Here is a 26,103-nt window from a genome sequence, read left to right as displayed (position 1 = left end):
GGAGTTGGTGTCCATGTCAACCAAAGGTGGGTAGACTTCATTCCCATGGAGTGGCTGAGCGACGACGAACAGGCGACGTGGGGCGCATACATCCGCCTACGGCAGCGACTGGACGCGGTGATCGCCGCCGGGTTGACCAAGGACGGCCTGTCCGCGGCGGACTACGAGCTGATGGTCGCCCTGTCGGCCGCGCCCGGCGACTGCCTGCGGGCCAAGGACCTCGCGGCCGAGGTGTGCTGGGAGAAGAGCAGGTTATCCAAACATCTGGCCAGGATGGACGCACGCGGGCTGGTCGACCGCCAGCCGGTGGCCGAGGACGCACGCGGAGTGCTCGTCCAACTGACCGCAGCGGGCCGCCGCCTACTCGAACGCGCCGCCCCGAACCACGTGCGACTGGTACGCGAGGTATTCATCGACTGCATCACCCCGGCAGAAGCCCGTGCGATGCAGACACTATCCGACAAAGTCGTTGTGGCAGTGGAGGAATCAACCCAACCAGCAATCGGCGCCTGAACCGCCGAAGGAGTTGATCTCACAGACCGCCCGTACCCTCCACAGCGCCTGTACCCCTTGTGAAGGGTGTGCACGCTCGGTGAACCCCGCAACGGGCTTCGCCAGTCCGCGGGCACGCAGAGCGGGGGGTGATTGATCGAGTCGAGTCAAATGGTCGCTGGTGGAGATCATCTAGCGACCATTTGACTCGGCTCGATGCCGGTAACCGGGGTGTGGTCAGGTGACGCGGCGTTTGCGGAAGAGGGTGCGCCATCGGCTGGCAGGGCGGTTCGGCTGCGGCGGGGTGGTTGTCGGCGGGGCTGGGGGTTCCGGCCGGCGTTCCGCGCGCCACTGCGTGACGACCTCCTCGGTGTCGACCGGCGCGATGCGGACGTACGGGCCGTGCGGTAGGCGCAGCCACTCGACCACCCGCTTGTTGAGTTCGCGCACCGTCTCGCGGACCGCGCGCTCGGAGTTCAGCTCGCGCACCGTCTCCGGCACCCGCTCGATATCCCGGCGCAGCAGCAGTGACGGCGGCAGCAGCGCATCGCCGCTCACGCCTTCTTTCCGGAGATAGCCGTTCAGCCACCAGTTCTCGTCGTCGCTACCGCGCGGAATGGGCTTGCCGGCACCGGGCAGATTCTCGAATTCACCGCGATCGGTCGCCTCGCGGATCTGCTTGTCGATCCACGATTCGAAGTCCAGGTTCGCTGGTTTGCGCTCGGTCATCTCGTCACCTTTGACGGGGCGGGTGCATTACCACCATGATACCGAAAGCGCCGAACCCGCTTGTCCGGCAACGGGTCACGACCAAGGCGTGATCGGCGGCTTCACCCACATCAGCTTCTCGTCGGTGTGCGTGCGCCGTGCCGCGGGATGATCAGGGTGCCTGGCGGCCCAGTCGTCCTTCTCAGCGAGCAGTTCCGCCACCGTCACCCAGGTCTCCTCGGTGCTCGGCGGATTCGTGTCGGCCGCCCTGGCGAGCTTGCGTCGCGTCGCCGCGGGCATCGCCAGCAGCTCGGGCCCGGTGATGCCGAGGTGCCAGACATAGCTCGCGAGGCGCCGGGCCTTCTCGGCGCGGCTCTTGGCCGCCGTATCGCTGTGCGCGTAATCGGTCATCGCGGGAGTCCAAAGGTCGGTGGTGAACGACCCTAGCCGGAGGTCGGGCCGGATGCGACGACGCCTCCCCGCGCTCGGGCGGGGAGGCGTCGTCGATGCGTGGCTCAGTATGCGCTGTTGACGTTGTCCATCGAGCCGTAGGTCCGCGCGGCGTAGTTGCAGGCGGCGACGATGTTGGCGACCGGGTCGTAGATGTCCCAGGAGGTGCCCTCGACGTGGTACGAGCGGAAGGTCGGGTCGATCACCTGGAGCAGGCCCTTGGACGGGATGCCCGCGGCGGCGTTGGAGTCCCACAGATTGATCGCGTGCGGGTTACCGGTCGACTCCCGCATCACGTTGCGGTGGATGCCGTCGTAGCTGCCGGGGATGTTGTTGGACTGCATGATGTCGAGGGCCTGGCGGATCCAGCCGTCGAGGTTGTCCGGGTAGCTCGGGGCCGGCGCGGGCATCGGCGCCGGAATCGGCGCGGGCACGGGAATCGGGAGCGGCAGCGGCGCGGGCATGGGCGCGGGGGCCGCCACCTCGGCGGCGGGCGCGGCGGCCTTGTGCACCTCGGCCACCATCGCGATGCGAGACGGAACGCTGTCGTCGGCCACCGATACCGCCGAAGAAGCGGCAACGGCCACGACGCCCGCGGCGGCGATGGCGAAAGTTACGCCCTCGCGAAGCGTCGAGCGGCGAAGAGAAGAAAAGCGTCTGTCAGGCATTACGAAATCGGTTCCTTTGTCGGGGACAGGTTTCGATCCGGGCGCGCGCAGGCAGCACGGATCCAGGGCGGGCGCGCGGTGGGCGCTCGCAGGTACGGGCTGATGTGCTGTTGTGGGGTTTTGTTGTGGGGGACGCTCTGGGTCCCCGGAACGCGACGTTCAGTGGTGCGGTGCCGGGGCGCTCAACTGCGAGCCCGGCCGCGATGTCGCGCGGGACTCCGCATCTCGATGCGGAGAGAAAGCGGCCTCTCGGCGCGCCCATTCGGCGGAAGGTCAGGGTTAGCGGGTCCATTGCCGGATCCCGATCCGCCGACCGCGGCGGGCATAGGGCCTACCGTTGCGGTCGTTTTCCGAATGTGGGTGAAAAACTCCTCGGTGTTACCAAACTCCAGGTCGCTTTATGACCTGATCGCAGAATGGTCACAGTAAGTTAACGTGAGGTGAACGAACGGTGAATGCAAGGCGCAACCGATCTTGGAATGCGCCCCGGCTAGTTGCCGAACCGTTACCTAAGCAGGGAGTTTGCTGCTAAACCCAATGTGCGCCACGTCACAGAAGTTTTCGGGTAACGCAACCCACTTCTGTTGTCGGAGCGCGGTGTTGGTCCGGATTGGGACCCGTGAGACCGCCGCGGCCACGGCTCGACCAGATGGTTTTCGCCGGAATCGATCCGGCGGGTGCACGGGACCGAATACAGGGGAGCAGCTAGCCGTCGACGCCCCTTTACCGGGGAGACAGGGAATTCCCGTCCATGAACTCGAACAGCCTGGTGTGCCGCACCGGCGCCCTCGCCGCCGGAACCGTGATCGCGGTGCTGCCGTCCTTAGGTGTCGCGGCCCTCACACTCGGCACCCTCGCCGCAGTGGACCTGCCCGCCGGAACCGGCCGGGACATCGCCGCCCGCCAATACGCCGTCGTCCCCATCGCCGCCCCCTCCGACTTCTGCCAGACCAAGGATGAGGGCTACTACGCCGACCCCGACGACCGAGCCGTCTTCTACCGCTGCCTGACGTCCCGTACCCACCGCATGGCCACCTACCAATTCCGCTGCGCCGACGAAGCTTGGTACGACGACGAACGCTTGGTCTGTGTCGCGCGGGATTCCCACTGAGGGTGAAAGTTGGCTGATGCCAAGGTGTTCCAAGAACGTTTGCTGCGCTAGACGAGTTGGTCCAGAGCGATCTCGAAGGCCGTGCTCGCCACATTCGTAGTCAGGTTCGAGCGGGCGTAGCAGCGGTCCAGGGCGGTGGCGATGGTGGTCGAGATATCGCCGAAGATGGCCTCGTCCGACACCTCGACATCGCCTTGCATCAGCAGCGCGAAGGCGCGTGCCATACCGCAGTTGGCGATGAAGTCCGGCACCACCGCGACGCTCTTGTCGGCGTGTTCGTAGATCGGCCCGTAGAAGATCTCGGAGTCGGCGAACGGCACGTTGGCGCCGCTGGCGATCACCTGCAAACCGTTCGCGGTCATTCGATCGATCTGGTCGTGGGTGACCAGACGCGACGCCGCGCACGGCAGGAACACCTCGGCGCCGAGATTCCAGATGCGGTCGTTGATCTCGTCGAACGGCAGCGCGTCGTCGGCGTGCAGCGCGTTACCTTGCTTGGTGGAGAACAACTCTCGGGTTTCCTCGAGGGTGTAGCCTGCCGGGTTGAGCACACCGCTGTCGCGGTCGATGATGCCGACGATCCGCGCGCCCGCCTGCGCCGCGTAGTAGGCCGCGGCCGCGCCGACATTGCCCCAGCCCTGGACGATCACGCGTTTCCCGGCGAGATCGCCACCGTAGATCCGGTAGAAATGGCGGACCGATTCGGCGACGCCCCAGCCGGTAATCAAGTCCGCGACAGTGTATTTGCCATTCGGATTCGGCGTGAAGCGCCGATCCTCGACCACCTTCGCCACCCCGAGCCGAAGCTGACCGACCCGCTGGACGAGTTCGCGATCATCGGTGCCGTAGTGCCCGTTGACCACACCTTGCTGCGGATGCCACAGCCCGTAACTCTCGGTGATCGGCACCACCTCGGCCATCTCGTCGACGTTGAGATCGCCGCCGGTGCCGTAATAGGCCTTCAGCAGCGGCGCGACCGCCCGATACCACCGGCTGAGCACCTCGCGTTTGCGTGGATCGCGCGGGTCGAAATCGATCCCCGATTTCGCGCCGCCGATCGCGGGCCCGGACACGGTGAACTTGATTTCCATGGTCTTGGCCAGCGATTCGACCTCATTGCGGTCGAGTCCGCAGCGCATCCGAGTCCCGCCGCCCGCCGCGCCGCCGCGCAACGAGTTGATCACCACCCAGCCCTTCGCGGTGGTCTCGGAGTCCTGCCACTCGAACACGATCTCGGGGGCCTTCTCCTCGAACTGGGCAAGCAGGTTCTTCATGTGCGTATTCCTCACCGTTCGGACCATGGCGTCGAGCAAAGGGGCAGGGCGGCAACCCAACTCGAGAGTGGGCCGAGCCGAACGGCACCCGTTCTGTCAGCAACTGTGAATTCCCGACGATTTCCGCGCAACCTGCCTAGCGTCTCCCGCGCAACCTGCGCAGAATGCCTGCCGTAACCACGATGTGGTTTGACAAGATGCCTAGCTATCCGGCGGAACGTTCGACCGGGCGTCCGCCGTGGCTCCCAGCAACTTCACGGCGGGCTCCCAGGGCGTTCGCCGTCCCGGTTGCGTCAATGGTCAGGTGACTACAACCATCGGGACGACGCCCGAGAGTGCGACACCGCCGCGAATCGACCGGGATCGCACCGTCCGGGACCGGATCGCGCTGGTGGTGCTGCTCGTGGGGACCGCGGTGCTGTATCTGTGGAACATCACCAGCAACGGCATGGGCAACCAGTTCTATGCCGGTGCGGCGCAAGCGGGTTCGAAGAACTGGGAGGCGCTGCTGTTCGGCGCCGTCGACCCGGAGAACTTCATCACCGTCGACAAGCCGCCGGTCTCGCAGTGGGTGATGGGGCTGTCCGGGCAGATCTTCGGATTCAGCAGTGCCAGCATGCTCATCCCGGAGGCGCTGATGGCGGTCGCCGCCGTCGCGTTGCTCTACGGCGCGGTCACCCGGATCAGCGGCCGCACCGCCGGACTGCTCGCAGGCGCGTGCCTGGCGCTGACACCGGTGGCGGCGTTGATGTTCCGATTCAACAATCCCGACGCGGTGATGGTGCTGTTGATGATGGCGGGCGCGTATTGCACGGTGCGCGCGCTGCAACGCGGGTCGACGCTGTGGATCACGCTGGCCGGCGTCGCCCTCGGCTTCGCGTTCCTGGCGAAGATGCTCGAGGGTTTGATGGTGCTGCCCGCGCTCGGGCTGGCTTATCTGATCGCGGCGCCGAACCCGATCCGGACCCGCCTGCTGCAGTTGGTCGCCGCCGCGGTGGCGTTGATCGTTTCGTCCGGCTGGTACGTGCTGGTCACCTTGCTGTGGCCGGCCTCGTCGCGGCCCTACATCGCGGGTTCGACGGACAACAACTTCATGAATCTGGTGCTCGGGTACAACGGATTCGCGCGTGTCCTCGGGCGGAACCACGGGCAGGGACGTGGTGGGCCGGGCCCGACGCCCGGTCGGAATCCAGTTGTCCCCGGGCAAGGTCCGGGTGCGGCACCTGGTTCGAATTCGGTTGTCCCCGGACAGAACCCCCTCGATCCCGGCCAAGTCCCTGGTGCGACACCTGGTCAAAACCCTGGGGCCCAGCGCGGTTTCGGCGGTTTCGGCGGCGGCCAAAGCCACGGTTTGAGCCGATTGTTCGGCGGCGAGTTCGGTTTCGAGATCGCCTGGCTGCTGCCTGCCGCGTTGCTGGCCTTCGTCCTGGTCCTGATCGCCAGGCGCAAAGCGCCACGCACCGATCTAATACGCGCGGGCGCAATCGTTTTCGGCGGCTGGACGATCATCGACGGCCTCGTCCTCAGCTACATGCAGGGCACCATCCACCCCTACTACAGCCTGTCCATCGCCCCCGCGATCGCCGGCCTGTTCGCCATCGGCGTCTTCGAGATGTGGCAGACCAGGCAGACCTGGTTCGGCCGCATCGGCCTGGCGGCCCTCATCGCGGTCACCGGCATCTGGAGTTTCTGGCTGCTCGAACGCAACTCCGCCTGGCAGCCCGAACTCCGCGTGGCAATCCTCGTCGTCACCGTGCTGGCAGCCGCCGCACTCCTGATCCCGTGGAGACCACGCCTCCGGCAGCGAATAACGACCGTGGCGCTCATCGCCGGCCTACTCGGCGCCATCGGCGGCTCAGCCGCCTACGCAGTCGAAACGGTCGGCACGCCACACCTCGGTGGCGGCCCGACCGTCGGCCCCGCCGACCCGCACGGCAACCGCGGCGGATTCGGCACCAGCCAGGACAACCCCCAACTGGACACCATGCTGGAACACACGACAACCAAATGGTCGGCAGCCACCAACGGCTCATCCACCGCGGCCGGCCTCGAATTATCCACCAACACACCGGTAATGGCGATCGGCGGCTTCAGTGGCAGCGACCCGGCACCCACCTTGAACCAGTTCATCGACTACGTCAAGAACCATCAGATCACCTACTATCTGGTCCAGAACAACAACCGCGGCGGCAACGGCGCCCGCCCAAACACGCCCGAAAACCCCAGTGGCACAACGCGACCCAACGGCACCCCCGCCCGCACCCCCGGCACTCCGGCATCCGACAACCCCACTCCGGCCCCCGGCCCTCCCTCCCCAGGCAGCACCCCCGGCTTCGGCCGCGGCCACACCGACATAACCACCTGGGTAACAACCAACTTCAAACCCGAAACCATCGGATCCACCACCGTCTACAACCTCTCGACCTACCAAGGCTGACTTACCGGAACCGTCGATCGGCCTCGACGGCACACCTGGGCCGTTCTCGATTCTGCTGACGGCATCGTCGGAGCGGGAATCGGCGGTGCCGCGCAGGGCTTTCGCCAGGTCGGTCTACGAAGATTGAACTGCCAAATCGGACAACATATATTTGGTTGGCGGAATCGAGGGAGGTCCCATGGCTCTGGCCGGGCATTGGTGGAGTGACCTGGTCCGGCTGTGCCGCGGGGGATGCCCCGCCGGTCGGTGATGCCCAGACCATTTCCTTGGTTGTCCCGACGTCGGAACCTGGCGGGTTCGAGGTGTGAAGTCGCGCGGCGGCACGGTGATCGTTCAGGATCCGGAGACTGCCGAGTTCGCCGGTATGCCCCAGTCTGCGGTGGACACTGGATCCGTTGACTTCGTAGTTCCACTCGCTGAGATCGGCGCGGTGATCTGCAGACTACTCGCGCGGTCCAGTTCGGCGGGGGTGTGATCGTTCGGGCCGCTGCGAGCACATGCTGGTCGAAGACGTTGTCCACCAACCGGTTCGGAACGGCGCTGGCCCAGGCCAACTCCGCGATCGCCCGGTGGCCTGGCTCGAAGAGGTGGCGACCCGTCGCGCCGGATCGTCCGTGCATTCGGGCGGCTACTGAGAGGCGTCTCTGGCGCCTAGCAACTGCCCAGTTCGGTTGGACCAGCTGATTCGGACATGACGGGTCGCTCGGTTCGTGATAGCTGTGAACAGGAGGAATGTCATTCCGTGACGATGAACCTGCTCGCCGTTCACGGCCGCATTCGGGCCTTCGGTCAGGGCGCCGGGTGCTGGCAACGGGTCAGGCATCAAACATTCACCGGCATTGGTGTGGCAATGGGCGAGGCGATGACGCCGAGTCGCGTGAGCGCGCAACGGCTGGGCCGAGAATTCCCGACAGTATCGCTGTTCGTGATCGAAGCCGCCGTCGTACAGGCCCGTGCCGAACTACACCCGAACTTGGCCGACTCACTGTCAGAAATGACTGAATTGCTTGCGCACGAACGCATCCGGCGGATCGCAGCATCGAGGGACGGTCGTCCACGATAAACGCCACTTGATCGTCGGTGGTGGCATTGTCTGGTCGGCGAGGCCCTGACTGTCGATGGCTCAGCGGAACGCGCGTGGCAGGTACCGCAGCATCAGGGTTGACCAGGTCAGGTGGGTCAGTATGGGCGCTTGGATGCTGCCGGTGGTTCGGCGTTGCAGACCGAACAGGGTGCCCATGAGTATCGAGGCCAGGACCAGGGCCGGGTTGCGGGTCGCGACGGTGGTGCAGGCGTAGACACCGGTCGAGACGAGAACGGGGTGTCGGCCGGCGACCGAGTAAACGGCGCCGCGGAAGAAGATCTCTTCGGCGGCGCCGTTGGCCAGGGTGACCAGCAGCACCTGAGGGGTCGGTCCTTGTTCGGCGTAGCGCAGGACGCTGGTGATTGCTTTGCGCAGGAAGGGGATTCGACGGGCAATCAGGGCGCACCCGTAGAAGACGGCGAACGTTCCGGCGCCGATCAGGATGGGAGCGAGGACGGGGTGTTCCGTTTTGTCGGCCCTGGTGTCTGGTGTACCGCCGCCCAAGGCCCAGGTCGCCGCGGTGGCGACGGTGAGGCGGTAGAACTCGGCGGAATCCGGTTCGGCGGCAAAGGAGGCCCCGAGTAGTCCGGTGCCCGCGACCGCGACGGCGGCAACCCGGCCTCGACGTGCAGACAGGGCTCGAACTGGGGCGGGTTTGCGGGTCATGAAATGCGGCTGGCTTCGGCGCGCTCGCCGAGGGCCCGCCGGACTGCGTCCTCGTAACTCAGCGGTTCGAAGGGCACCAGATCGCGAATGCTGTTGTCCCGGACCACAACTTCGTTGGACATCGAGTCGACGAGCGTACGCCCGGTCGTGGTGTCGACATCGGTCACCAGCGACAGCCACAGCGAGGAAAGCCGCGGTGAGAGCAGCGGTACCGGCACCACGGCCAACGGGCGTCCTTCGATCTTGGCGACCCGGCGCAGCATGTCGACGTACTCGAGGATGTCGGGGCCGCCGATCTCGAAGGTGCGCCCGGCGGTTTCGGGGTTGTCCAGCACGCCGACCAGATAACGGACCACGTCGTCGACCGCGATCGGCTGGGTACGGGTGCGCACCCACCGGGGTGTGATCATGGCGGGCAGGTGTTCCACGAGTTGGCGGGTGATCTCCCAGGAGATACCGCCGTGGCCGACGATGATTCCGGCGCGCAGCGTGGTCACCGGCACGCCTGCCGCGGCGAGTAAGCCCTCGACCTCGCGCCGGCTGCGCAGATGCGCGGACAGGTCGTCGTTGTCTTCGCCGAGGCCTCCGAGGTAGATGATCCGTTGCACGCCTGCGTCGGCGGCGGCGCGGCCGAAGTTACGGGCCGCGTCGGCGTCCCGGCGCTCGAAATCTGTTTCGGCCAGTGAATGGACCAGATAGTAGGCGGCGGTGCAGTCAGCCAAAGCGATGCGCAGCGAGCCGATATCGGCGACGTCTGCGCCGATCGGGGTGCCGCTGCCTTGGTAGGACTCGGGGTGTCTGGTCATGGCGCGGACCTCATGGCCCGCATCGGTCAGTTCGGGGCATAGTCGCCTGCCGACGAAGCCGGTCGATCCCGCGACGAGCACTGTCATCGGAGCATCCTGTCGGTAGATTGAGCGTGGATTGGGGTCGCCAGGGAGGGTGAACCGCGCTTCGTCAGGCTATGCAAACCGAGGGGTGGCGCATCAATTTTGCATCGCTACTACTCTTAGTATATGGCGCGATCGAGGATGGCTGGATGACGGTGATCGTCGGCTGTCCCGACCACCCACAGCGAGTGGCGTTCGACGGTCGGGCAACAGCGGCGCATCGGCATAGCGGTCGTGCTGGCGAGCAGTTGTCACACATGGTGAATGACCGCGTGAGCACTACGTGAGCGGCCTCGACGATTTCGACGAAGCGGAGACCGAATTCACCGTCGGTGTGGTGGCACGCAAACTCGGGATTCCGCTGGCGACTCTGCGGAGCTGGAATCGACGCTACGGGCTGGGACCGTCGGGGCATCAGCGTGGCCGACATCGGCATTACGCGCAGGCCGACCTGGCGGTGATCAGGCGAATGGTCGAGCTGGTCCGTGCGGGCGCCAGTCCAGCCAGCGCGGCGCGGGCAGCGCGGATGGCGGTTGCTCCGGCACTCGGCGAGGTCTCACCGGTGCTGTCGGCAGCCGAGCGTCTCGACGCGACGGAGTTGCTCTCCGTAGTTTCCGCTCATTTCGCTCGTTTCGGGGTCGTCGCGACATGGAACCGACTGTGCCGTCCGGCTTTTGCCGAGATCGTCGGCCGTCAAGAACGTGGTGACCGGTTCATCGACGTCGAGCATCTGCTGTCGTGGGCGGTCGCGACCGGTCTGCATCGGATGGTGCCGTTGCCGCCTTCGCGTGCTGAGCAAACGCCGATTGTGCTGGCGTGCACTGCTGCGGAGAATCACGCGCTGCCGCTCGAGGTGCTGCGGGCTGCTTTGGCAGAGCAAGGTGTGCTTGCGGTATTCCTGGGGCCATCGGTGCCCGATGATGCGCTGACGGATGCGTTGTCGAGACATGATCGGCCGCCGTTTGTTGTGTTGTGGTCGCAGTCTGCGGCGACGGCGCCGGTCGCGGCGATCCACGCTGTGTGGGGTGGTTCGCCGGGGGTATTGCTTGCCGGACCGGGCTGGTACGGCGGTGATCTGCCAGTCGGGGTACGGCATGTCAATTCGCTCGAGGACGCCGTCGAATACCTGATGCGGGCGGTCGCTGCCGACTAGCGAATCAACTCCAGGTGCAATCCGATGCTCGGTCCAGGGCGTTTGACACTTGTCGTTTTGTTAAGTTTCTGAGAGAGTTGACTCAACGGTTTGCACCGTTAGTGCATCGTTTCGCGTATCATGTCGGTAGCGCAGTCGGAAGGAGTCGACGTGGGTTCAGCCCGCAGAGGTGTTCCCGATCGAGTCCGCTGCGTGCAAACGAGTGGTGATACGTCACCAGCGCATCCAGCCAAACGGCCGAAGCGACACAGTCGGTCGACGGTGGCTTAGTGTGCGCCGGCCCCTCTCGCTCAACGTCGAGCCTGTCGCGTACGAGTTGTCGATACCGGTCCTGTGACCGCAGAACAGCGAAGGACTCTGAGGATGGCTCGATATTTGGTCGCCGCGAGTCCGATACCTGGGCACGTCGCACCGATGCTCAGCGTGGCAAGTGAGCTGCGCCGACGTGGGCATCAGGTCCATGTGCTGACCGGCGCGCGGTATCGGAAGAACGTTGTCGATCTCGGTCTTCGGATGTCGACACTGCCGGCCGGTGCGGCGGTCGCCCCGGTTGCATCGCAGCGAGGCCCATGTTTACTGCGGCGCTGGCGAATTGGTCGGGCCGAACTGAGGTCGGTGTTCTTGGCGCCGCTGGCTGCGCAGCACGCGGCGTTGGCAGCCGAGCTGACCCGCACGAATTTCGATGCGGTGCTGGTGGATTCGATGTTCACCGGCACGATCCCACTGTTGTTGTCCGGTCGCCACCGGCCACCGGTTCTGGTATTCGGAGTGGGGCCGTTGACTCTGTCCAGCACCGACTGCCCACCCTTCGGCATCGGGTGGCAGCCGCGCCGAGAGCGCGACTACACAACGATGAACAGGTTTGTGCGGCACGTCCTGTTCCGCACCGAACAGTCCCGACTGGACGCCCTTTTGCGCGCGCACGACCTCCCGACCGCGCCGGTTTACCTGCTCGACTGGCCGGCGTTGGCTGACCGGCTGTTGCAGCTCACGGTGCCCGCCTTCGAGTACCCCCGGCGCGACCTGCCGCCGTCGCTTGTGTTCACCGGACCGATACCGGGTCCGGTCTGCGCCGATCGGGGACTCCCGCCGTGGTGGAACAGTCTCCATGGCCCACAACGGATCGTGCACGTTACCCAAGGGACCTGGGACAACGACGATTTCGATCAGTTGCTCCGGCCCGCTCTGTCCGCGTTGGGCGATCGCTCGGATGTCCTGATCGTAGTCAGTACGGGTGGTTCACCCGCGGCGCTCGGGCAGATACCAGCCAACGCCCGCATTTGTGACTTCGTCCCGTACTCCAGATTGCTGCCGTACGTCGACGTGATGATCACCAATGGTGGCTACGGCGGGGTGCAGCAGGCGCTGGGTCACGGGATTCCCTTGATCGTGGCGGGCGAGACCGCGGACAAGCCGGAAGTCGCCGCACGGGTGGCTTATACCGGCGCGGGTATAAACCTCGGTGCCCGACCACGACCCGCAGCGGTAGCCGCCGCAGTGGATCGCGTGTTGCGCGACAACAGCTTTAGCGAAGCGGCAGGCCGAATTGCCCGCGAGATGGCACAGCGATCGCCGTTCGAGACCATCGCCGAAGTGCTCGACGACATCGTCCGGTCGCCCGCAGCGTCCGTGCGTGAGGTCTCGCCGGACAACGGCATCTCGATCGGACAGCGAGGGGGTTCGGCATGAGTACAGTGTTTTCCGATCCGCGACCGTCCTCATGGCCGAACTCGACCAGTCTTGGTCCCGGGGTGGAGTTCGGGGACTGGCATACGGGTGTTCGTACCCAGGTGCTGCATGAGCTCTCCACTTTCCTGCGGAAGGTGGAGATAGCGGAGCTGCGTGACGCCGGTGTCGAAGCGATCCTGCGCCAGTATGCCGTCGGCGGTAAATGTGTGCGATCGACGTTCATGTATCTGGGTTGGTTGTGCGGTGCCGAACCTGATCCGGCGGCCTTGCGCGCGGCCGCCTCGCTAGAGCTGCTGCACGGGTTCGCTTTGCTGCAAGACGATGTGATGGATGACGGCCTGTTGCGCCGAGGCTCGCCGGCCGCACACGTGCAGCTCACCGACCGACACCGCGAGCGCGGCCTGCCTGGATCGGCGTCGCGCTTCGGCAAGTCGGCAGCGACGTTGCTCGGTGATATGTGCCTGGTGTGGGCCGAGCAGATGCTGCGCGACAGTGGAATAGCCGACGCCGCACTGGCGCGAGTGTGGACGAGCTACGACTCGATGCGAATCGAGCTGGCGATCGGCCAATTCCACGACCTGGCCAACGATGTCCGCACCGCGCCGTCCATGGACTCCGTGCTGAACATCGCGCGCGCGAAATCCGGTAACTACACCGTGTTGCGACCGCTGGAGCTCGGGGCCGCCATGGCCGGATGCCCGGAACAGACGTCGATGATGTTGGCCCGCTACGGAACTCGGATCGGCGAAGCCTTTCAGCTACGCGACGACCTGCTCGGGATCTTCGGTTCGGCCGCCATCACCGGCAAGCTCGAGGACAGCGACCTGGGACAGCACAAGGCAACCAGCGTCGTAGTGGCCGCGTTGGCGACCGGGGACACCGCGATCCGGCAGCAGCTGACCGAATTGCTCAGTCTCGCTGAGCTCGATGCCGCCGCGATCGACCGGTGCCGGGAGTTGATCGCGGCATCCGGGGCGCCGGAACGTATCGAAGAAATGATCGCGGACCGGGTGGCTGAGGCGCGCGCCGCACTCGACGCCGCCGGGCTCGACCGAGATCGACGCGCTGCGCTGGATCAGATGGCGCTGCTGTGCACCGCACGGCAGCTGTGATGAGGAGGAAGTAATGCGCACGGTGACCGGACGTAGCGACCACGTAGTGGTGGTGGGCGCCGGACTGGCCGGCCTGACCACAGCCATCCACCTCGCGGGACGGGGCCGCCAAGTCACGGTGGTCGAACGTGAGGATGTGCCGGGCGGCCGGATGGGCCGACTCGACCTCGACGGCTATCGACTCGATACCGGTCCGACGGTCTTGACGATGCCGGAGCTGCTCGACGACGTTTTCGACGCGGTGGGGGAGCGGACCCAGGATCGGCTGGACCTGCATCCGGTCACGCCTGCCTACCACGCGTTCTATGCCGACGGGCGCACCCTCGAGGTGCACAGCGACGAGGACGCGATGGTGCACGCGGTCACCGAGTTCGCGGGTAGCGAGCAGGCAGCGGGGTATCGGCGGCTGCGGGACTGGCTGGCCCGGTTGTACCGAGCCGAATTCGACGGATTCATCGCGTCGAACTTCGAATCGCCGCTCTCGATGCTGACGCCGGCATTGGCGCGGCTGACGGCGCTTGGCGGATTCCGCCACTGGGATCACAAAGTCGCCCAATTCATCTCGGATCCCGACCTGCGCCGGGTGTTCACCTTCCAGTCGCTCTACGCCGGAGTCGCGCCGGACCGAGCCCTCGCCGCTTATGCGGTCATCGCGCATATGGACACCATGTCGGGGGTCTACTTTCCGCGCGGCGGTATGCGCGCGGTCCCGGACGCGCTGGCCGCCGCGGCGACCGCCGCCGGGGTGCGGTTCCGTTATCAGAGCACGGTCACGGAGTTGGTCCGCTCTGGTGGCAGGGTGACGGCTGTACACACTGATAAGGACGAGCAGATCGATTGCGACGCAGTGGTTTTGACGACCGAACTGCATCGCACCTATGAGCTGCTCAGGCACCGGACGCGACGTCCGATCGGGATCAAGGCCGCGCCGTCCGCGGTTGTCCTGCACATCGGTTGTGACCGCGGCCGGCCGGATTTGCCGCACCATTCGCTGTTGTTCGGTACCGAGTGGGAGAGTTCCTTTCGGGAGATCATCGACGGCGGCCGAGTCATGTCCGATCCATCCTTGCTGCTGACCCGGGCGACGGCGGGTGATGTGAGCCTCGCTCCGGCCGGGCGCGACCTGCTCTATCTGCTGGCTCCGGCACCGAATCTGGCACGCGGGCATATCGATTGGCCGACGTTCCGGACGACCTACGCGGAGCAGATCCTCGATATCGCGCAGCGCCGGATGGGTTCTCGTGGCTGGCACAACCTCGATCTGCTGCAGATCGTCACCCCGGACGACTGGGCGCGCAAGGACATGCTCGCGGGCAGTCCGTTCGCACTGGCGCACACGTTCGCCCAGACCGGCCCGTTCCGCCCGGCCAACATGATCCGTGGCATCGACAATGTGGTGCTCGCGGGCGGATCCACCGTGCCGGGGGTCGGGATCCCGCCGGTGCTGATCTCGGGCCGGCTCGCGGCCGACCGGATCACCGGCCACACGCACGTTCGGCGCGGCGCCGCTGCCGCCCCGGCCCCGCACACCTCATTCTGATCGGAGGACGATGACGCGCACGGAACTAGCCGCCGCAGGCATCACTGACCCGCTGCTGCGCGAATCGTATCGGTGTTGTCGCGAACTCAACGCCCGCCACGGCAAGACGTTTTTCCTCGCAACCAGACTCCTCGCTCCCGATCAACGCCCCGCCGTGCACGCGCTCTACGGATTCGCCCGGCGGGCGGATGACATTCTCGATGACTTCGATCCGATACTCACCATGGACGAACGCGCGGCCCGATTGGATGGGCTGGCACAGCAATTCGCCGTCGGCGACAGTGGTGGCGATCCGGTGCTCGCCGCCGTGCTGCACACGGCGGACCGCTACAACATCGATGATCATCTGTTCGACGCGTTCCTGACCTCGATGCGAATGGATCTGACCATCACCGACTATCCGGACCGCGCCGCACTGGACCGCTACGTCTACGGCTCAGCCGAGGTGATCGGCCTGCAACTGCTCCCCATCCTCGGCGCGACCGAAACCATCTCCGCCGCAGCTCCCTACGCGGCAGCCTTGGGTAAAGCGTTCCAGCTGACCAACTTTCTGCGCGACGTCGATGAGGATCTGGCACGCGACCGCGTCTACCTACCGGCCGACGAACTGGCCGCCTACGGCGTCGATCGGGACCTGCTGGCGTGGTGCAGCCGACGCAGGCAAACGGAGCCCCGAGTTCGCCGGGCACTGGCGGCGCAACATGAAATCACCAGGGAAATCTACGATTACGCGGGCGGCGGGATCGAGCGACTCGCGCCGCGCTCGCGGCCGTGCGTAGCGACCGCGCTGACCCTGTACTCGGAGATCCTCGACCGCATCGAGGACAACGACTTCGAAGTCTTCGGTCAGCGGGCCCGGGTCGGCACCGGCCGTCGGATGCGCATCGGTGCGGCAGGTCTGCTACGGGCCTGGTCGGCCCGCCGCAGGCCGGCACAGATACCGGAAACCGCACGGGCATCGGATATTTCGCAACCGCGTGAGCGGACCTAGGAGTCGAAATGGCCCATTGGCAGTATCTACTCGTCTTGATCGCCTGCCTGGTGCTGACCGCACCCCTGGAATTCCTCGGGCCCGGTGTGTATCGCAGGCCATGCCTGCTGCTGGCCGCACTGCTGCCCGCCATCATCGTCTTCATCGCGTGGGATCTGCTCGCCATCGCCGGCGGCGTCTGGAGTTTCGATCAGCGGTATATTCTCGGCGTCCGGCTCCCCGGGGCGATGCCCCTGGAGGAGTTTCTGTTCTTCCTCGTGGTCCCCCTCTGCGGGCTGTTGACCTTCGTCGCGGTCGAGACGCTGCTCGGCGGTAAACGCCGCGCCGGCCTTGTTGCGCGTACCGACGAGGGTGGTCGATGAGTATCGATGGAATCGGATACACCGTGCCCGCCGTTGCGGCGGTCGCGGGCGTGTGCCTGCTCGAGCTGTCGGTGTTACGTACCGGCTTGCTGCGTCGGCCCGCGTACTGGTTGTCGATGATCATCGTCCTCGGGTTCCAGATCCCGGTGGATGGATGGTTGACCAGACCCGAGGCGCAGATCGTCCGATACAACCCGGATCACATTCTCGGACTTCGCTTTCCATGGAATATCCCGATCGAGGACTTCCTGTTCGGCTTCGCGCTCGTGACCGCGGTGTTACTCGGCTGGGAACGCGCCAGGCAGCGCCAGGACGGAGCGCGGCGATGAGGGGCGCGGTAGCGGCACCGCTGGGCCGGGACCGGCGCCGCGTACGGTATCCGGCGCGTCCGGGCCGGATGGACGTCGGGCAGCACGGGTATCGGCCGACGGCCGTGGTGGTCGGCGCGGGAATCGCGGGGCTGGCCGCGGCCACCGGACTGGCCGAACGCGGCTTCCGCGTCGAGGTGGTCGAACGCGAGCACCACCTGGGCGGCCGGGTCGGCGGCTGGACCGAGCAGCTCACCGACGGCACCCCGGTGGGCATGAACCGCGGCTTCCACGCCTTCTTCGCCCAGTACTACAACCTGCGTAAGTTGTTGTCCCGCAGCGATCCCGGGTTGTCGCGACTGCGCAGGCTCGACGACTATCCGCTCATCGACGCCGCAGGCCATCGCGACACCTTCCGCAACCTGCCGCGCACACCACCGTGGAACGCGCTCGCCTTCGCCATGCGCAGTCCTACCTTCCGGATGCGCGATCTGGTCCGCATGGATGCGCGCGCTGCCGCCCCGCTGGCGGCGGTGTCCGTCCCAGATATCTATCACCAGCTCGACCACCTCGACGCCGAGACGTTCCTGCGCCGCATCAACTTTCCGGAGGCCGCGCGCCACCTTGCGTTCGAGGTATTCTCCCGGAGCTTTTTCGTCGAACCTCAGCAGATGTCCGCGGCCGAACTTGCGGCCATGTTCCACATCTACTTCCTCGGCTCCAGTGAAGGCCTGGTATTCGATGTGGCGCAAGACAACTTCGATGTCAGCCTCTGGACACCGCTCGCGGATCACCTCACCGCACCCGCGACGCCCACCCGACCCGGCGGCGTCGAATTCCACACCGGGGTGACCATCGCCGAGATCGATTCCAGCGCAGACGGTTTCGTACTGAGGGACGACACCGGGGCGACACTCGAGGCCGACGCCGTGGTACTGGCCGTCGACGTGACCGGGTTGCGCACGATCGTCGGACGGTCACCGACCCTGGGAGACTCCGAATGGCGAACGCGCATAGGCGAATTAGGCAGCGCTCCCGCCTTCGCCGTGCTTCGGCTGTGGCTGGATCGTCGACTGCGCGCTGATCGGCCGAGCTTCCTGGGAACCGGCAATCTGGATCCGCTGGACAACATCAGCATTCTCGACCGGTACGAGCACACAGCCGCGGTCTGGGCGAACAAGCACGGCGGCAGCGTCGTGGAACTGCACGCTTACGCAGCGGCCGAGGAAACGCCCGCACCCGCCGAGCAGCGAGCGTTGCGCGGAAAGCTACTGGCGCGGCTGCATGAGATCTATCCCGAGACCGCCGCAGCGCGGATCGTCGGTGAGCACATGCTGTGGCGTCAGGACTGTCCGCGCTTTGCCCCCGGCGACTTCGCTCGGCGCCCGGGTGTCGAGACGCCGCACCGACGGCTGATGCTGGCCGGCGACGGGATTCGAGTGGACCTACCGGTCGCGCTGATGGAGCGCGCCGCGACCACCGGCTGGCTCGCCGCCGACCTGCTGTCGCGCGAATGGAACGGTGCCGGACACGCACTTCAGACCGTACCCAGCCGAGGGCGATCGGCCCTACTGCGCACCTTCGCCACCCGCGAGAGGCGATTTTGATGAGTAATATTTCACCGCTGCAACGGTTTTCACCGGAAAAGTGGTCGCGGCAACGGCCCACATACCAGGACGCCGATCCCCGGGTGATCGCGGCGGCGCTGCGCTGGTCACAACAGCTGCCGAGCGGCAACTGGTATGCGTTCGCCGCGAGCCGCGATATCCGCCGCGACCGGCCCTTCGGCACCACAATAGGTGGCGTCGAGATCGTCGCGTGGCGAGATCGGCAAGGCGCGCTGCGGATAGGTCCTGGAGCATGTCCGCATCTGGGCGCACCACTCGACACCGCACAGGTCGACGATGGCGCACTGGTCTGCCGCTGGCACGGTTTACGCGTCGGTGACGCCGACACCGCCGCGCGCTGGTGCCCGTTTCCCAGCCACGACGACGGTGTGCTGGCCTGGGTCCGGCTCGATCCTGTCGGTGGTGAGACACCCACGGACGCACCGATTCTCGGCCGCCGACCCGCCGATACTACCGTGCACTCCGTGACCGGGCTGATCGGTACCTGCGAACCCCGTGACATCATGGCCAATCGACTCGACCCCTGGCATGGATCGTGGTTCCACCCCTACTCTTTCGCACACCTCGACGTAACCCAGTCACCACCGCTCGACGGCATCACCGAGGAAAATCACCGCTTCCTGCTCACCGTCACCTTCCGGTTGACCCGCCGTCTCGGAGTCCCCGTCGAAGCGGAGTTCCGCTGTCCGGACCCGCGCACCATCATCATGCGGATCGTCTCGGGCGAGGGCGCGGGCAGCGTTGTCGAAACCCATGCCACCCCATTGGGTCCCGGGCCGGACGGGCAAGCCCGCACAGCGGTGATCGAGGCCGTGATCGCGAACTCGGATCGTCCCGGCTTCCGATTCACCCATCACACCCTTCCCCTGCTGCGCCCGCTGATGAACCATGCCGCTACCCGTTTGTGGCGCGACGATCTCGCCTACGCCGAACGGCGGTATCAGCTGCGAACCCGGCATCGATAACAGCGCGCCGATCCCGGTGAGGGAAGCCGGTCGATGAAGCCTGCATACCTTGTACTTCGTGGTGCACGCCCGCGCGGTGTGGCCGGTCCGGGCACATCCCTTGATCTTTCAGTTGTTTAATAGTTAAGAAAATGAAATAGTTGGCGGGGTGAGACTCTGGGATCGATATGCAGCTGTCGTTACCGCGCGTCTGTCGTGGGTTCTCCTAGTGACGCTCATGGCCGCCGCTGGGCTGTTGATCGGCGGCATGGGTAGCAACGACACGGCGGGCGAAGCGCCGAGGTCCCTTCCGGATATCGCCGAGTCGGCGGCTGCGGACAAAGCGTTGTCGCAGTTCCCGGACTCTGGGACAGCCGCAGCGATCATTGTGGTGAGCCGCGCTGACGGCGCACTCCTCGACGAGCCGGACCGGGCCGCGGCAGCCGCGGCGGTGACTCGCGCGGCGGGGGGAGTGGACTCGGCGGCGCCTCTCGTGGCGGCCCCCGACCAGGCCGCGGTGATCGCCCAGGTTCCGGTGGTCGCGGACCTGAGCGGGGCCGAACTCACCGACCACATCGACCGCCTGCGGCAGGCCGCTGACGATGGTCTCCCTCCAGGTCTGGTGCTGCAGGCGACCGGCGGGCCCGCGTTCGCGGCCGACATCGCCGACTCGTTCTCCGGCGCGAATACCACACTGCTGGCGGTGACGGCCGCCGTCGTCGCAGTGCTGTTGATCCTGACCTATCGATCGCCGGTGCTGTGGCTGATTCCGCTGCTGATCATCGGATCGGCAGATCGGGCCGCCACCGGCGTTGGCACCGCCGTCGCCCGGCTGACCGGATTGACCTTCGACGGCTCTACCGCCGGTATCACCAGCGTGCTGGTCTTCGGCGCCGGAACCAACTACGCACTGCTGCTCGTTTCACGATATCGCGACGAACTACATCGCGAGCCAGACCATCGGCAAGCGTTGCGCCGCGCGGTGCGCCGAGCCGGCCCGGCAATCCTGGCAAGCAATCTGACCGTGGTCACGGCGCTCCTGGTGCTCCTCCTGGGTTCAGTGCCGAGCACCAGGAGCCTTGGTGCCCTGGCCGCGGCCGGACTACTGGTCGCGGTGTTATTCGTGCTGGTCGCTCTGCCCGCAGCACTCGCGCTGTGCGGGCGGAATGTGTTCTGGCCCTTCGTGCCTCGCCTGGATGAGCGAGACCTTGCCGAGCAAGGAATCTGGCACGCGATCGCCACCCGGGTGGTCAGCAGGCCTGCGACGGTGACGATCGTCGCGTCCGGTTTGCTCGCGATCTGTGCGGCCGGGCTGTGGACGGTCGATGTCGGTTTGTCGCAGACCGAGCAGTTCCGGGTCCGCGCCGAATCGGTCGTCGGCTTCGACACATTGGCAGCGCATTTCCCGCCCGGCACGGCCGACCCCACAGTGGTGATCGCCCGCGCTGCGCTCGCCTCGCTCGTCGACGAGTCCCTCACCGCGACACCGGGCGTGGTACGGGCGACCAGGACCGGTACCTCGCTGTCGGGCCTGGCGCGGTGGTCGGTGGTGCTCGATGCCGCGCCAGGGTCCGATCGCTCGTTCGCTGTGATCGAGGCGATCCGGTCCGATCTCGGACGGGTCCCCGGAGCGGACGCGCTCGTCGGTGGCAGTGACGCGCAGGCGTTGGATACTCGCACCGCCGCAAGCCGAGACCGGACAGTGATCATCCCGCTCATCCTTGTTGTCGTGTGCGCGATCCTGCTCGCGTTGCTGCGCGCGATACCGGCGGCGCTGCTGCTGGTCGCAGTAACAGTGCTGAGCGCGCTGGCCGCGCTCGGCCTGGGCAGCTGGATGAGCGTGCACCTCTTCGGCTTTCCCGCGATAGACACCAATGTGCCGCTGTTCGCCTTTCTCTTCTTGGTTGCGCTCGGTGTCGACTACACGATCTTCCTGGTGAGCAGGGCACGGGAGGAAACTCCCGCGTACGGCGTGACGCGGGGCATCGTCCGGGCGGTGTCGTCGACCGGCGCCGTGATCACCAGCGCCGGGTTCGTGCTTGCCGCGGTGTTCTGTGTGCTAGGTGTGCTGCCGCTGATCACCCTGACCCAACTGGGCATAGTGGTCGGTCTGGGCATCCTGCTCGATACTGTGGTGGTGCGGACGGTGATCATCCCTGCGCTGTTTCGGTTGGTCGGCCCTCGTATCTGGTGGCCGAGCCCCTTGGCCCGGGTCGGCAATCTCGCAGGGGCCAAGGCGGAAGATCCTCGTGCGGAACGGGTTGAGCGGTAAGGCTTCAGCCGAAGCAGCGGAGCCGGCCCGCGCACGAGGCGGCAAGTTACACCTGTGGAGACGAAGTTGCCGGTGGCAACGAGGACCACCGGCAACTTGTTGTCGCGTGTCAGCCGAGCGACAGGCAACCCTGGAAGGTTTGGAAGTCGCCCGCGAAGCCGAGTCCGCCGGTGCAGGTGGGGCCGGTGACGCCGTTGACGGTCACAGTGGCGCCTGGTCCGGCGATACCGATGGCCAAGCCGGGCCGTACTCCGATCGTGGTCACGGTTGCGCCCGGTCCTACTGCGATCGCGGCGGGGCCGGAAAGCTGCGCGGAGCTCGATGTCGCGGATCCGCCGTTCTGCGCGATGGCAAGCGACAGGCTGGTCGGCGCTGCGTCTGCGGACGCCGAGCCGCCGAGGCCATAAGCTGCGGCAGCTCCGCCACCGGCACTGGTTGCGGAGCATTGTGCGCCCGCAGCCGTTACCGAACTTGTGCTTGCTCCCGGTGCCGGGCACGCGGTGTCGGCTGCCACGGCTTGTGGTGCGGCCAGCGAGAGCGCGCACACTGCTGTGCCTGCTCCGAGGAGGGCTGCCGCGCTGCGGCGAGTGAATGAGATGTTCATGGCGTTCTCCTGCGGTGTGGCCGCCGAGTTTCACTGGGCTGATACGGGAGTCCGGCCCGACGGGCACACCGAAATCTAGTGTGCGGTTGAGGATTACCGCGGCGGCGCATCCCGGCGCGGTACCTCCATCACCGTAGCGAACAAACGATGCAAAATCGATGCAAAAGCTGGATTGGTATGGGCCGCGGGAGTCGGCCGGAGCTCGAGGTCAACGGGGGTAGCGTCGGGAGAATCCACGCGGTACGCTTGCCAACTCTCTCAGAAACTTAATTGTTAAGCAATGGAGGTAACCGGCAGGGTTAGTCTTACCGGTGTGACGGAACCTGACTGGACGGTGCATGGCTCCGCGTCCGCGCGAGACGAGCAGCGCGAGTCGCTGGAGACCGAGATCGCGAGTGACATCCGCGCCTTGACCGCGATCTCTGACCAGCTCGGCCATGTCTTCGCTCGATCGAACGATTTGCGCCCCAATGACTTCCGGGCGCTGCTGCACATTGCCACGGCTGAGTTCGCCGGGCGACCCCTCACCTCCGGCCAGCTGGGCCGCTTGATGGGCATGACCTCTGCCGCGGTGACCTACCTGGTCGAGCGAATGATCCAGTCCGGCCATCTGCGCCGCGAGATCGACGCGACGGACCGCCGCCGGGTCATCCTCTATCACGACGAGCAAGGCATGGCTGCCGCGCGCGACTTCTTTCTCCCGGTGGGGGCCAGCACCCGCTCAGCAATGGCCGAACTCCCGGACCAGGATCTGCAAGCTGCCCACCGTGTGCTCACCGCGGTGATCGCCTCGCTGCGCGAGCATTTCGACCAGGTGATCGCGCCCCGATAGTCCTGTATCGGGCGTGTCGGATTCTGTCCCCGCCCAGGTCGACCAGGTGTCCTCGACGCTGAACGCCAATCTCGCGCTCCCGGCACATTGTCAATTGGTTAAGTTTCTGAGAGAGTTGGTTCTGTCGTACGCCGCTCAGGAAGGATGTTCATGCAGCTGGGTCAGCCGAGCCGGACCGCGTTGGGCGCCGCGCGGGCGCGAGCGTTCCATCAAGACGCGGACGAACCGCGGATCTTCGAGGATCCCCTCGCCGTCCTGATAGCCAAGGCCGTCGACGCAGTGGTCGACGAAGGGCCGGCCGACGACGGAATACCCATGGAGGCAAGGCTTTTCCTCGCTATTCGGCATCGGTACGCCGAGGACGAACTGTCGGCCCACGTCGACACGGTTCGCCAGGTGGTGGTGCTCGGCGCCGGATTGGATACCTTCGGCCCGCGCAACCCTTTCCCCGGCATGTCCGTCTTCGAGGTGGACCATCCCGACACTCAAGCATGGAAGCGCGCACGCATCGCCGATGCGGGTATTCCGGTGCCGGCGTCGCTGCGGTTCGTACCGGTGGACTTCGAAACCGACAGTCTCGGTGAACAACTGGCATCGGCAGGTTTCGATGACTCCGCGCCCACATTCTTCCTCTGGCTGGGTGTGGTGCAGTACCTCACCGCAGCTGCGGTCGACACCACGCTGCGTTTCATCGCCGAACTGCCCGCGCCCGCGCGGCTGATCCTCGACTACAGCGAACCGGTCTCGGCCCTACCGCCGCAAAACAAGGCGATCGTGGAAGCGCTCGCAGACGTCATGGATCGGCTCGGCGAGCCATGGCTGTCGCTGTTCACCTCCGACGAGATCGCCGGGAAACTCAGCGGATTCGGTTTCGACGAGATCGAAGATCTGGACTGGGGGCGCATGATCGCCCGTTTCGCCCCGCTGAGTGGTGCCAGCGATCGAGTCGGCGGACACGTGCTGAGCGCCGCCCATCCGGGGCACGCCGCCGTGCCCCTCGGGCGGAAGTGAACCAAATATGTTGTCGAACAATACTTCTCCGACCGCTGTTTCGAATAGGCCATGGCCGTCGGCACGATATTTGTTACGCACCGGAGCGGGCGTCGCGGCCACTGCATTGGTCGGTTCGGCCGCGGCCGGATCGCGATCCACCTGGTATCAGCAGGTGGACAAACCTCCCTACCAGCCACCGTTCGCAGCCTTCCCGATAGCCTGGACCCTGCGCTACGCCGACATCGCTGTCACGAGCGCCTACGCGCTGCAGAACGCTACCGAGTCCCAGCCGGTGATCGACTGACCAGCAACCTCTCGCTACGGTCCTTCCGGCAAGCCTTCGGCGGCGACCTCATGGTCGTGCGCAACACGGTCACCGACCAGCACGGTGCGCAGGTGCTGGTCGCGGACACCGGCCTCATCGCCCGCTCGGCCCCCACCGAACGTGACCACGCGATCGCCGGCGCCTTGACCGCGTTGGTGCGCGGCGATGTCGTTTCCGCCGCCGGGCCGATGAGCACCTACACTCCGATCGGCGAAATGCGCTGCGCCCGACCGCAACCACGCGTCGCAGGACGGATCCAAGATCTTCGGTCGGGCCACCGCGACAGTCCAACTCTGCTGACCCGCGTGATTGTTGTCCGCGCGATCAGGAAGAGCCCGACAGGATCTGGGCATCGGGCGCTGCCGCGACCTGGGCGACAGCGGCTTGGGCGGTCTGTGCGTCGGTGAGCGGCGCGTCGGGTGGGTAGTAGTCGGCGGAGCGGCTGCTGGTGAAATAGTCGCCGATCCAGCCGAGGGCAAGGGTGCGCAAGGTGGTGATATTCACGGATTCCGGTGTGCCGCAAAGTAAGCTGCCGAGCGTGTCGACGCTGCTTCCTTCGGCGTCGGTGTGTACACCAGTGCTGATGCGGATACCGACGTACGAGCGATGCAGGAGGGACTGCAGTGCGCTGGTGCCGCTGCCGAAAGCGTTGCACAGCGATGGCGGACCGGAGATGGTGAGTATCGGCAGCGACGTGTTGTCCAGGTCCGCGAGAGCGCGATCGGTGTTGTCGCCAACGAACGACTTGACCGGGTCGAGTAGCACCAGCCCTCGTAACCCGGTCCAGTTGTCGGGATGATCCATACGCAACCGGTGGGCGACATACTCGACGGCCTCGCCCCCCGCCGAGTGGCCGACGAAGGTGTACTGCTCGGGCAACCTGAGCTCCGGTCGGCCCGCGTGCGCTGCTGCCCGGGAAAGGCTTTGGGCGAGTGCGCTGTTGGGGCGCTGGGCGGTGGCGAAGAGCGTGGCGATCGCGCCGAGGAACCCCGTGTTGCCGGTGAGGTTCTGCAGGGTGCAACCCGCGAAGTCGATGAACGGCAGGCTCGGGGTGAACACCAGATAGCCCGCTTCGGCGAAAGCGGTTCCGAGACCGGCGATATTGGTACTGCTGCGGGCAAATCCGTGCTGCAGCCAGATCAGGCCTTTGGGTGCGCCGATGGGCAGATGCCAGTCCACCGGAACCGGCAAAGTTGTTCCAGCGCAGGGGATAGGGACGGTCTCATGCATCGTCGCGGGTTCGGCGCGGGCAGTGGGGCCGGCGGCGAGAGCGAGACACAGGGCGATGGCGGCCGTGGCCGGACTTCGGAGGTTCATCGTGACTCCAGTGACGAGCACGCCGTTTCCTGATGCGAAATAGCGTTTCTTACCTGGAGTCAATTAGCGCTCGAGCGCCGGGGGCTGTCAACTGCTCTGTCGGAGATTTTTCGAGAGGGGTCGGCTCTGGGTGGTCCAAGGTCTTCTCGGTCCGATGTTTCTTTCAGGGAAACACTGTTGCCAAGATGTTGATCCTATGGGTACCGTCTGGCTAGCGTGAGGTGCAGTCGCCGTGCCGGCGGGGGAGCCACCG

General features: G+C 66.0%; 26 protein-coding genes and 1 pseudogene. 18 read left to right on the top strand and 9 right to left on the bottom strand.

Features of this window, described 5'->3' with window-relative positions:
- The first annotated feature begins 45 nt into the window (after positions 1-45).
- Positions 46-513, top strand: a complete 468-nt coding sequence (locus tag ACIBK2_RS17395) for a MarR family winged helix-turn-helix transcriptional regulator (protein ID WP_396968329.1) — start codon at positions 46-48, stop codon at positions 511-513.
- A 216-nt stretch (positions 514-729) separates the two neighbouring features.
- Here ACIBK2_RS17395 and ACIBK2_RS17390 read toward each other — a convergent pair whose 3' ends face one another.
- From ACIBK2_RS17390 to ACIBK2_RS17380, 3 genes are all read right to left on the bottom strand, one after another.
- The gene (locus tag ACIBK2_RS17390) at positions 730-1,221 is read right to left on the bottom strand and encodes a DUF1992 domain-containing protein (RefSeq protein WP_396968327.1); all 492 of its coding nucleotides are present in this window, start codon (positions 1,219-1,221) and stop codon (positions 730-732) included.
- Positions 1,222-1,296: 75 nt separating this feature from the next.
- Complete coding sequence (locus ACIBK2_RS17385) at positions 1,297-1,611, bottom strand: hypothetical protein (protein ID WP_396968325.1); 315 nt, start codon at positions 1,609-1,611, stop codon at positions 1,297-1,299.
- Positions 1,612-1,715: 104 nt separating this feature from the next.
- Entirely contained in the window at positions 1,716-2,318 is a 603-nt protein-coding gene (locus ACIBK2_RS17380; RefSeq protein ID WP_396968323.1) for a transglycosylase SLT domain-containing protein, read from the bottom strand.
- 751 nt (positions 2,319-3,069) lie between these two features.
- On the opposite strand from ACIBK2_RS17380, the gene ACIBK2_RS17375 reads away from it, so the two are divergent.
- Entirely contained in the window at positions 3,070-3,429 is a 360-nt protein-coding gene (locus tag ACIBK2_RS17375) for a chitin binding peritrophin-A domain-containing protein (protein ID WP_396968321.1), read from the top strand.
- Between the two features lie 47 nt (positions 3,430-3,476).
- Here ACIBK2_RS17375 and ACIBK2_RS17370 read toward each other — a convergent pair whose 3' ends face one another.
- Positions 3,477-4,703 (bottom strand): Glu/Leu/Phe/Val dehydrogenase dimerization domain-containing protein, encoded by a 1,227-nt coding sequence (locus ACIBK2_RS17370; protein ID WP_396968319.1) that lies wholly within the window; start codon positions 4,701-4,703, stop codon positions 3,477-3,479.
- Positions 4,704-5,007: 304 nt separating this feature from the next.
- On the opposite strand from ACIBK2_RS17370, the gene ACIBK2_RS17365 reads away from it, so the two are divergent.
- From ACIBK2_RS17365 to ACIBK2_RS17355, 3 genes and pseudogenes are all read left to right on the top strand, one after another.
- Entirely contained in the window at positions 5,008-7,140 is a 2,133-nt protein-coding gene (locus tag ACIBK2_RS17365) for an ArnT family glycosyltransferase (protein WP_396968317.1), read from the top strand.
- 295 nt (positions 7,141-7,435) lie between these two features.
- Positions 7,436-7,615, top strand: a pseudogene (locus tag ACIBK2_RS17360) (chemotaxis protein CheB); the annotation flags it as partial.
- Between the two features lie 267 nt (positions 7,616-7,882).
- Positions 7,883-8,203 carry a hypothetical protein gene (locus ACIBK2_RS17355; RefSeq protein WP_396968315.1) on the top strand — a complete coding sequence of 107 codons (321 nt, stop codon included), beginning with the start codon at positions 7,883-7,885 and terminating at the stop codon, positions 8,201-8,203.
- A gap of 60 nt (positions 8,204-8,263) precedes the next feature.
- Here the strand turns inward: ACIBK2_RS17355 and ACIBK2_RS17350 are convergent, their stop codons facing one another.
- Positions 8,264-8,890, bottom strand: coding sequence for a CPBP family intramembrane glutamic endopeptidase (locus ACIBK2_RS17350; RefSeq protein WP_396968313.1), 627 nt, complete (start codon positions 8,888-8,890; stop codon positions 8,264-8,266).
- Positions 8,887-9,783 carry an NAD(P)H-binding protein gene (locus tag ACIBK2_RS17345; protein ID WP_396968311.1) on the bottom strand — a complete coding sequence of 299 codons (897 nt, stop codon included), beginning with the start codon at positions 9,781-9,783 and terminating at the stop codon, positions 8,887-8,889. Before ACIBK2_RS17345 ends, ACIBK2_RS17350 begins: the two co-directional genes overlap by 4 nt.
- Positions 9,784-10,063: 280 nt before the next feature.
- Here ACIBK2_RS17345 and ACIBK2_RS17340 point away from each other — a divergent pair, with 280 nt between their 5' ends.
- From ACIBK2_RS17340 to ACIBK2_RS17295, 10 genes are all read left to right on the top strand, one after another.
- Positions 10,064-10,933, top strand: coding sequence for a MerR family transcriptional regulator (locus ACIBK2_RS17340; RefSeq protein ID WP_396968309.1), 870 nt, complete (start codon positions 10,064-10,066; stop codon positions 10,931-10,933).
- A gap of 615 nt (positions 10,934-11,548) precedes the next feature.
- Positions 11,549-12,622: a glycosyltransferase gene (locus tag ACIBK2_RS17335; protein ID WP_396968307.1), complete on the top strand. Its 1,074-nt coding sequence runs from the start codon at positions 11,549-11,551 to the stop codon at positions 12,620-12,622.
- Positions 12,619-13,734, top strand: coding sequence for a polyprenyl synthetase family protein (locus ACIBK2_RS17330; RefSeq protein ID WP_396968305.1), 1,116 nt, complete (start codon positions 12,619-12,621; stop codon positions 13,732-13,734). The genes ACIBK2_RS17335 and ACIBK2_RS17330 overlap by 4 nt, the downstream gene beginning before the upstream one ends.
- A 13-nt stretch (positions 13,735-13,747) precedes the next feature.
- Entirely contained in the window at positions 13,748-15,274 is a 1,527-nt protein-coding gene (gene crtI / locus ACIBK2_RS17325; protein ID WP_396968303.1) for a phytoene desaturase family protein, read from the top strand.
- A gap of 10 nt (positions 15,275-15,284) precedes the next feature.
- Entirely contained in the window at positions 15,285-16,265 is a 981-nt protein-coding gene (locus ACIBK2_RS17320; protein ID WP_396968301.1) for a phytoene/squalene synthase family protein, read from the top strand.
- 8 nt (positions 16,266-16,273) lie between these two features.
- Positions 16,274-16,627: a lycopene cyclase domain-containing protein gene (locus ACIBK2_RS17315; RefSeq protein WP_396968299.1), complete on the top strand. Its 354-nt coding sequence runs from the start codon at positions 16,274-16,276 to the stop codon at positions 16,625-16,627.
- 2 nt (positions 16,628-16,629) lie between these two features.
- On the top strand, positions 16,630-16,956 hold the full coding sequence (locus tag ACIBK2_RS17310; RefSeq protein WP_396968490.1) for a lycopene cyclase domain-containing protein: 327 nt from the start codon (positions 16,630-16,632) through the stop codon (positions 16,954-16,956).
- Entirely contained in the window at positions 16,953-18,542 is a 1,590-nt protein-coding gene (locus tag ACIBK2_RS17305; RefSeq protein WP_396968297.1) for an FAD-dependent oxidoreductase, read from the top strand. Before ACIBK2_RS17310 ends, ACIBK2_RS17305 begins: the two co-directional genes overlap by 4 nt.
- On the top strand, positions 18,542-19,528 hold the full coding sequence (locus ACIBK2_RS17300; protein WP_396968295.1) for a DUF5914 domain-containing protein: 987 nt from the start codon (positions 18,542-18,544) through the stop codon (positions 19,526-19,528). The genes ACIBK2_RS17305 and ACIBK2_RS17300 overlap by 1 nt, the downstream gene beginning before the upstream one ends.
- Before the next feature lie 217 nt (positions 19,529-19,745).
- Positions 19,746-21,779, top strand: coding sequence for an MMPL family transporter (locus tag ACIBK2_RS17295; RefSeq protein WP_396968293.1), 2,034 nt, complete (start codon positions 19,746-19,748; stop codon positions 21,777-21,779).
- Positions 21,780-21,888: 109 nt separating this feature from the next.
- On the opposite strand, the gene ACIBK2_RS17290 is transcribed toward ACIBK2_RS17295, so the two are convergent.
- On the bottom strand, positions 21,889-22,383 hold the full coding sequence (locus tag ACIBK2_RS17290; RefSeq protein ID WP_396968291.1) for a DUF6764 family protein: 495 nt from the start codon (positions 22,381-22,383) through the stop codon (positions 21,889-21,891).
- Between the two features lie 313 nt (positions 22,384-22,696).
- On the opposite strand from ACIBK2_RS17290, the gene ACIBK2_RS17285 reads away from it, so the two are divergent.
- The 3 genes from ACIBK2_RS17285 to ACIBK2_RS17275 all read left to right on the top strand — a co-directional run bounded on the left by ACIBK2_RS17285 (position 22,697) and on the right by ACIBK2_RS17275 (position 24,512).
- Positions 22,697-23,215 carry a MarR family winged helix-turn-helix transcriptional regulator gene (locus ACIBK2_RS17285; protein WP_396968289.1) on the top strand — a complete coding sequence of 173 codons (519 nt, stop codon included), beginning with the start codon at positions 22,697-22,699 and terminating at the stop codon, positions 23,213-23,215.
- Between the two features lie 150 nt (positions 23,216-23,365).
- On the top strand, positions 23,366-24,226 hold the full coding sequence (locus ACIBK2_RS17280; protein ID WP_396968287.1) for a class I SAM-dependent methyltransferase: 861 nt from the start codon (positions 23,366-23,368) through the stop codon (positions 24,224-24,226).
- A gap of 7 nt (positions 24,227-24,233) precedes the next feature.
- Positions 24,234-24,512, top strand: a complete 279-nt coding sequence (locus ACIBK2_RS17275) for a tryptophan-rich sensory protein (protein WP_396968285.1) — start codon at positions 24,234-24,236, stop codon at positions 24,510-24,512.
- 14 nt (positions 24,513-24,526) lie between these two features.
- Here the strand turns inward: ACIBK2_RS17275 and ACIBK2_RS17270 are convergent, their stop codons facing one another.
- Both ACIBK2_RS17270 and ACIBK2_RS17265 read right to left on the bottom strand, forming a co-directional pair.
- Positions 24,527-24,661: a hypothetical protein gene (locus ACIBK2_RS17270; RefSeq protein ID WP_396968283.1), complete on the bottom strand. Its 135-nt coding sequence runs from the start codon at positions 24,659-24,661 to the stop codon at positions 24,527-24,529.
- Positions 24,662-24,857: 196 nt separating this feature from the next.
- A complete protein-coding gene (locus ACIBK2_RS17265) occupies positions 24,858-25,850 on the bottom strand; it encodes an alpha/beta hydrolase (protein ID WP_396968281.1) in 993 nt (330 codons plus the stop codon).
- Between the last annotated feature and the right edge of the window lie 253 nt (positions 25,851-26,103).

It is taken from the genome of Nocardia sp. NPDC050175 (assembly GCF_044459885.1).
Taxonomy (GTDB): domain Bacteria; phylum Actinomycetota; class Actinomycetes; order Mycobacteriales; family Mycobacteriaceae; genus Nocardia.
Note: the sequence above shows the minus strand (reverse complement) of the source record. Positions and strands in the feature narration are given on the sequence as shown.